At 42.4% G+C, this 6,600-nt stretch carries 4 protein-coding genes and 2 pseudogenes; 5 read left to right on the top strand and 1 reads right to left on the bottom strand.

The features are described 5' to 3' along the window. Together AC058W_RS01610 and AC058W_RS01605 are read left to right on the top strand one after the other, a co-directional pair. The coding region (locus AC058W_RS01610) for a S8 family serine peptidase (RefSeq protein WP_479389624.1) at positions 1-293 on the top strand (293 nt) is incomplete at its 5' end. Between the two features lie 150 nt (positions 294-443). Then, positions 444-1,653: pseudogene (locus AC058W_RS01605) on the top strand (NADP-dependent isocitrate dehydrogenase). Between the two features lie 75 nt (positions 1,654-1,728). On the opposite strand, the pseudogene abc-f reads toward AC058W_RS01605, so the two are convergent. Further along, positions 1,729-3,640 (bottom strand): annotated as a pseudogene (abc-f, locus tag AC058W_RS01600) (ribosomal protection-like ABC-F family protein). A gap of 313 nt (positions 3,641-3,953) precedes the next feature. On the opposite strand from abc-f, the gene AC058W_RS01595 reads away from it, so the two are divergent. The 3 genes from AC058W_RS01595 to AC058W_RS01585 all read left to right on the top strand — a co-directional run. Beyond that, the gene (locus AC058W_RS01595) at positions 3,954-4,601 is read left to right on the top strand and encodes a redox-sensing transcriptional repressor Rex (protein ID WP_117676426.1); all 648 of its coding nucleotides are present in this window, start codon (positions 3,954-3,956) and stop codon (positions 4,599-4,601) included. A 210-nt stretch (positions 4,602-4,811) separates the two neighbouring features. Further along, complete coding sequence (locus tag AC058W_RS01590) at positions 4,812-6,311, top strand: NAD(P)H-hydrate dehydratase (RefSeq protein ID WP_117676427.1); 1,500 nt, start codon at positions 4,812-4,814, stop codon at positions 6,309-6,311. 64 nt (positions 6,312-6,375) lie between these two features. After that, the coding region (locus AC058W_RS01585) for an alanine racemase (protein ID WP_479389623.1) at positions 6,376-6,600 on the top strand (225 nt) is incomplete at its 3' end.

The following is a 6,600-nucleotide window of genomic DNA, read 5'->3' as shown; positions in this document are numbered from 1 at the left end:
CAGGAAGAGGACCGACTTTTGAATGTATCTGCAAGCCTGATCTGGTTGCTCCGGGAAATCATATACTTTCCTGTGCTTCGGGACCGGATAACGGATATGGAGTTAAGAGTGGCACATCCATGTCCACACCTCTGGTTTCCGGCGCGGCAGCACTGATGTTAGAAAAAAATCCGGAGCTGACAAATGTTCAGATTAAGATGAAATTAAAAGAATGTGCCAGAGATCTGGGACTGCCTAAAAATCAGCAGGGTTGGGGAGAATTGGATTTGGGACATCTTATGCGATCAGTATGAATTAATTGTACAATTGCAGAAATACCACTTTACCATACAAAAGCATTGACGAATGGTCGGATTTCGGCTATTATGATAGTTAATTGATTATCAAAGGTGCTGGACACACAGTGAACAGTAAAATTATCAAAGCCAAAGAGGAGGACTAACATGAAAAAAATTCAGATGCAGACACCACTTGTGGAAATGGATGGAGATGAGATGACCAGAATTCTCTGGAAGATTATTAAAGATGAACTTATTCTCCCATATATTGATTTGAATACTGAGTATTATGATCTTGGCCTGGAATACAGAAATGAAACTGATGACCAGGTAACTGTTGACGCAGCAGAAGCTACCAAGAAATACGGCGTTGCAGTTAAGTGTGCAACGATTACTCCGAATAAGGCGAGAATGGAAGAGTACACCTTTAAAGAAAATGTACAAAAGCCCGAATGGAACGATTCGTGCGATTCTTGATGGAACCGTATTTCGTGCTCCGATTGTTGTAAAGGGTATCGAGCCATGTGTTAAGAACTGGAAGAAACCGATCACGATCGCACGTCATGCATACGGTGATGTGTATAAGAATACAGAGATGTACATTGATGGACCAGGAGATGCTTATCTGGTATTTGAAGGTGCTGACGGACAACAGAGAAAAGAATTGATTCATCACTATGAAGGTCCGGGGGTTCTTCAGGGTATGCACAATCTGGATAATTCTATCACAAGTTTTGCAAGATGTTGCTTTAATTATGCGCTTGATACGAAACAGAATCTGTGGCTTGGCGGCAAGGATACGATTTCCAAGATTTATGACGGACGTTTCAAAGAAATTTTTGCAACGATCTATGAGAATGAATTCAAGGATAAATTCGAGGCAGCAGGCATTGAATACTTCTACAGTCTGATCGATGATATTGTAGCCCGCGTTATGAAAGCGGAAGGTGGATTTATCTGGGCGTGCAAGAACTATGATGGTGATGTTATGAGTGATATGGTTTCTTCTGCGTTTGGTTCGCTGGCTATGATGACATCTGTTCTGGTATCCCCTCAGGGTTATTATGAATATGAGGCTGCTCACGGAACTGTACAGAGACACTATTATCGTCATCTGAAGGGCGAAGAGACCTCCACAAACTCTGTGGCAACAATTTTTGCATGGACTGGTGCACTGAGAAAAAGAGGCGAATTAGACGGCAATAAAGATCTGATGGAATTCGCAGACAAGCTTGAGAAAGCTACTTTGGAGACGATCGAGAGCGGTAAGATGACAAAAGACCTTGCATTGATTACTTCTCTTGAGAATGTAACCGCGCTGAATAGTAAGGAATTTATTCTTGCAATCAGAGAAAAGCTGGATGAGATTTTATAATTTGTAAATGATTATGTCTCAAAACTGATAGATCGTATTTTATAAGATATATAATAAAAATGGGAGGAACCTGCATTATGCAAGTTCTTCCCATTTTTCATATAATCCCTCAAGTTCTTCGGTAATTGCGGCCTTCTCTTTGCTGAGTTTTGCACATTCTGCTACGTTGGTGCAGATATCCGGGAGAACCATGTTTTCGTCGATTTTTTTGTCTCTTGTTTCAAGTTCTTCAATGCGGGCTTCAACTTTTTTCAATTCATTTTCGCGTTTTCTTTTGGCGTGCCTGTTCTTCTTTCTGTTGTTGCCAGGAGAGTTTATTGTCAGATGCCTGTTTGGCTTCTGCGATTGCCTGGGCGGCAGCGGGTGCATATTTTTCAGTCAGTTCTTCTTTCTTTTCCAGATAATAATCATAGTCTCCGATATAATTTACGACTGCCTGGTTAGTCAGATCCAGAATTCTGGTAGCTGTCTGATTGATGAAATATCGATCGTGGGAGACATAGAACACGGTTCCGGTATAGCTGTTTAATGCCTCTTCCAGGATTTCCTTGGATGCGATATCAAGATGGTTGGTAGGCTCATCGAGAATCAGAAAGTTTGCCTCTGAAAGCATCAGCTTGGCGAGAGATACACGGCCTCTTTCTCCACCGGAGAGGGCAGAGATGAGCTTAAATACATCGTCTCCTGTGAACAGGAAAGCAGCGAGCATATTTCGAATCTCTGTTTCTGTAAGAGTAGGATAAGCATCAGAAATTTCTTCAAAGATAGTTTTCTCCATATGCAGTACGTGATGTTCCTGATCGTAATAGCCAATCTGAACTTTAGAACCAAGACTGAATCTGCCGCCGTCTGCATCAATCAGTCCATTGATGATCTTTAACATGGTAGTCTTACCGGTTCCGTTATTACCAATCAGAGCTACACGTTCTCCACGTTTGATCTCAAAAGAGATATCGCTGAACAGTGTCTGCCCTGGGAAAGATTTGGAAAGGTTCTCTACAGTGAGAACGTCGTTTCCGCTGATAAATCTTGGTTCCAGTGAGATTCGCATCTGGTTCTGGATTTCCTGTGGCTTATCGATACGCTGAATCTTATCCAGCATTTTTTCACGGCTCTCCGCGCGCTTAATTGACTTCTCACGGTTAAAGGATTTCAGTTTGGCAATAACAGCCTCCTGATGTTTGATATCACGCTGCTGGTTAAGATAAGCTTTATACTGCGCGTCACGAAGCTGTGCTTTTTTGAGTGCATAGGCGGAGTAATTTCCACTGTACATACGCATAGTGCCGGCTTCAATTTCCACTACCTTAGTGACTACCTTGTCAAGAAAATAACGGTCATGGGATACAATAAATACAGCTCCCGGATAGTTGAGCAGATAAGTTTCCAGCCAGGAAATACTCTCCATATCAAGGTGGTTGGTAGGCTCATCCAGCAGAAGGATATCCGGGCTGGAGAGAAGCAGTTTACCGAGAGCAACACGTGTTTTCTGACCTCCGGAGAGAGTTTCAATCTGGCGTTCGAAATCATCTTCGGTAAAGCCAAGACCTTTTAATACGCCCATGATCTCGCTTTTGTATGCGTATCCGTTTTCCAATTCAAACTGGTGGCTCAGTCTCGTATAAGTATTCATCAGACTGTCCAGAGCATCACCTGTGGTTGTTTTCATCTCCTGTTCCAGAGAACGCAGGCGATTCTCCATATCAATGATGTGCTGCTTGGTAGAAATCAGCTCCTCATAAATCGTGTGGTGTCCATGGATATCCTGGTACTGGGCGAGATATCCGATATTTTTATCTTTGGCAAGGACTACGTTTCCCGAATCAGGTGAGAGCTCGTGCATGATGATACGCAGCAGGGTAGTTTTACCGGCACCATTATTGCCAATCAGAGCTGCTTTTTCACGGTCTTCTATATGGAAACTGGCGTCTTGAAGGATGACTTTTTCGCCAAAAGATTTACAGATATTCTGACATGATAAAATCATAAGAATTCCTCCATTTATAATTTGTCCGCGTACTATTATAATCGAAAAAAGTTGTTTTTGAAAGTATTTTAAATGAATTTATCTATTTCTACAAAGATATTCGTTGCTTAGTAGTGCAATCCCAATTTGTTCCAGACTGCCGGAAATGATAGAAAGTTATAGATAAAAAATAGAAAATACCGTTTTATAAGATAGTTTCTGACGTAAATTGATAAAAAATGCAGAATTAGTTGGTGAAAAAGTACAGAATTAGTTTGACAATAAAATAACATCTGGGTATAATTGACATAGACAAGTTAAGGAGGGAAAATTTGTGGAAGCTAAAGAAATTTCAAAAGCGGTGATTAAACGTCTGCCACGTTATTATCGCTACCTCGGTGAGCTGATGGAGGAGAATGTTGAGCGTATATCTTCCAATGATCTCAGCAAAAAGATGCATGTGACAGCTTCCCAGATTCGTCAGGACTTAAATAATTTCGGCGGTTTTGGTCAGCAGGGTTATGGCTATAATGTACGTTATTTATACACAGAGATCGGCAAGATCCTTGGACTGGATACAGTACATCCGATGATTATTCTTGGTGCCGGTAATCTGGGACAGGCTCTGGCCAATTATGTGGACTTCGAAAAACGTGGTTTTAAACTGGTTGGTATTTTTGATGTAAATCCTGTACTTGAGGGAATTGCGGTGCGCGGAATCGAGATACAGATGTTAAGTGATCTTCCATTGTTTCTGAAGGAGAATGAGGTAGAGATTGCTATTTTGACTCTTCCGAAGAATAAAGCCAAAGAGATGGCGAAGATTTTAATTGATAATGGAATTAAGGCAATCTGGAACTTTGCACACATTGATCTGGATGCTCCGGAGGATGTAATGGTTGAGAATGTACATCTTTCAGAGAGCCTTATGACTCTGTCCTATAACCTGAGTGAATACAGGAAAGAGCACGAAGGCGAGTAGAACATGATGTGGAACACAAGGCTGTGGTCATCTGATCACAGCTTTTCTGAATTTAGCAGGATGATTTGGCTTATTCACAACTATAAAATGAAAGTGGATTTAAAATATCCGTCTGGCCAGAATGGCTGAGAAATTTATTCTGTATAAAATTACGTGGTGGAACAAATTAAATATTTGATGAAATACGGGAACATACGGGGAGGTGAACAGATGAGAGGAGTTGTGACTGCGGCAGAAATGAAGGCGCTGGATGCAAATACGATTGAGAAAGCCGGAATTCCTTCGCTGGTATTAATGGAGCGTGCTGCATTACAGACTGTTACAGAAATCATAAAGCGGGTGAATACGAAGGATAAAGAGAAAATCCTGGTGGTCTGCGGAACCGGGAATAACGGAGGAGACGGACTGGCAATTGCCAGATTACTCCATTTACACGGATTTAAAACGTGGTATTATATTGTTGGAAACGAAGAGAAAATGACAAAAGAAACTTCCAGTCAGCTTCGCACAGCAGAGTATTATCATACTCCACGGGTGCATAACCTGATTCTGAATGAATATACTACTATAGTAGATGCCATTTTTGGAGTTGGACTCAGCAGACCGATAGAGGGAAAATACGGAGAACTTATCAGCGAATTAAATCAGGCATCTGCGTTTAAAGTTGCGGTGGATATTCCTTCCGGGATTGATGCAGACACAGGATTCGAGAAAGGAATCGCTTTCCGGGCCAATCTTACGGTTACATTTGCTTTTCGAAAGAGAGGCCTGTGTTTCTATCCGGGGCGTATGTATGGTGGGGAGATCATTGTGGCGGATATTGGGATTTATTCAATGCCTGATAAGAAAATCCGAATGAATTACCTGGAAGGAGAAGACTTGAAAATGCTTCCGGACAGACTTCCCTATGGGAATAAGGGAACTTTCGGTAAGGTACTTTTGGTTGCAGGTTCTGAAGGAATGTGCGGTGCAGCATATTTAAGTGCTGCAGCTGCACTAAAGTGTTCGGCGGGCATGGTGAAGATCCAGACCGTGGAGGCAAATCGTGTTCCATTACAGACACTTCTGCCGGAGGCAATGATAACCTGTGATTTTGATGAGAGTAAAAATGAGAGAATGCTGGAATGGTGTGATGTGCTGGTGATCGGACCGGGGCTGGGAGCAAGTGCACAGAGCAGAGAGCGTGCTCAGTGGTTTCTGTCAAGAGCTGCTATGTGTGGAAAATCAGTTGTTCTGGATGCAGATGGATTGAATCTTCTGGCACTTCATGAGGACTGGAAGAGGTTTATCGGAGAGAATGTGATCGTCACGCCGCATATTGGCGAGATGAGCCGCCTGTGTGGAAAAAGTATTGGTGATATTCAGGATTGTCTGGTTCAGACAGCATTTGATTATGCAAAGGAAACAAAAGCAGTCTGTGTTTTGAAAGATGCATGTACTGTAGTGTCAGGTGCGTCAGAAGAGAGGTATCTGAATATTTCCGGAAACGCAGGAATGGCAACAGCTGGCAGTGGTGATGTACTAAGCGGCGTGATCGCAGGTGTGCTTTGTATGTATCTGAAAGCAGAAAGGAAGCCATCCATGGCGATGATGGCAGCCCTTGGTGTATATGTTCATGGGCTTGCCGGTGATCTGGCGGCTGAAACAGTAGGCCAGCGGGGTATGACAGCAGGAGACATTATCCGGTTTTTGCCGGAAATATTAAAATAAAGAATAACTGGTCGTAACAACGTGTGAATCGTTTATGAGCAGTTATGGCAGAGGATGAATTATTATGGAGAAAAATAACAGAGTGAAAGCAGTGATTTCTCTGGATGCCGTAGAACAGAATTTCAGGGAAATGAGAAAGAATATTGCAGAGGATACGAAGATGATCGCAGTGGTTAAGGCGGATGCTTATGGCCATGGTGCGGTACCAATCGCACATCTGATAGAGAATCATGATTATATCTGGGGATTTGCGGCTGCAACGGCAGAAGAGGCTGTTCATCTTCGTCAG

Source organism: Blautia sp. CGZ-1-C1, from assembly GCF_056504575.1.
The sequence above is the reverse complement of the archived record's forward strand: the minus strand, read 5'-3'. Positions and strand labels throughout refer to the sequence as shown.

What these genes read in the sequence shown, in the direction of transcription:
- AC058W_RS01590 (WP_117676427.1), top strand. Translation starts at nt 4,812, where the DNA reads ATGAGAGGAGTTGTGACTGCGGCAGAAATGAAGGCGCTGGATGCAAAT.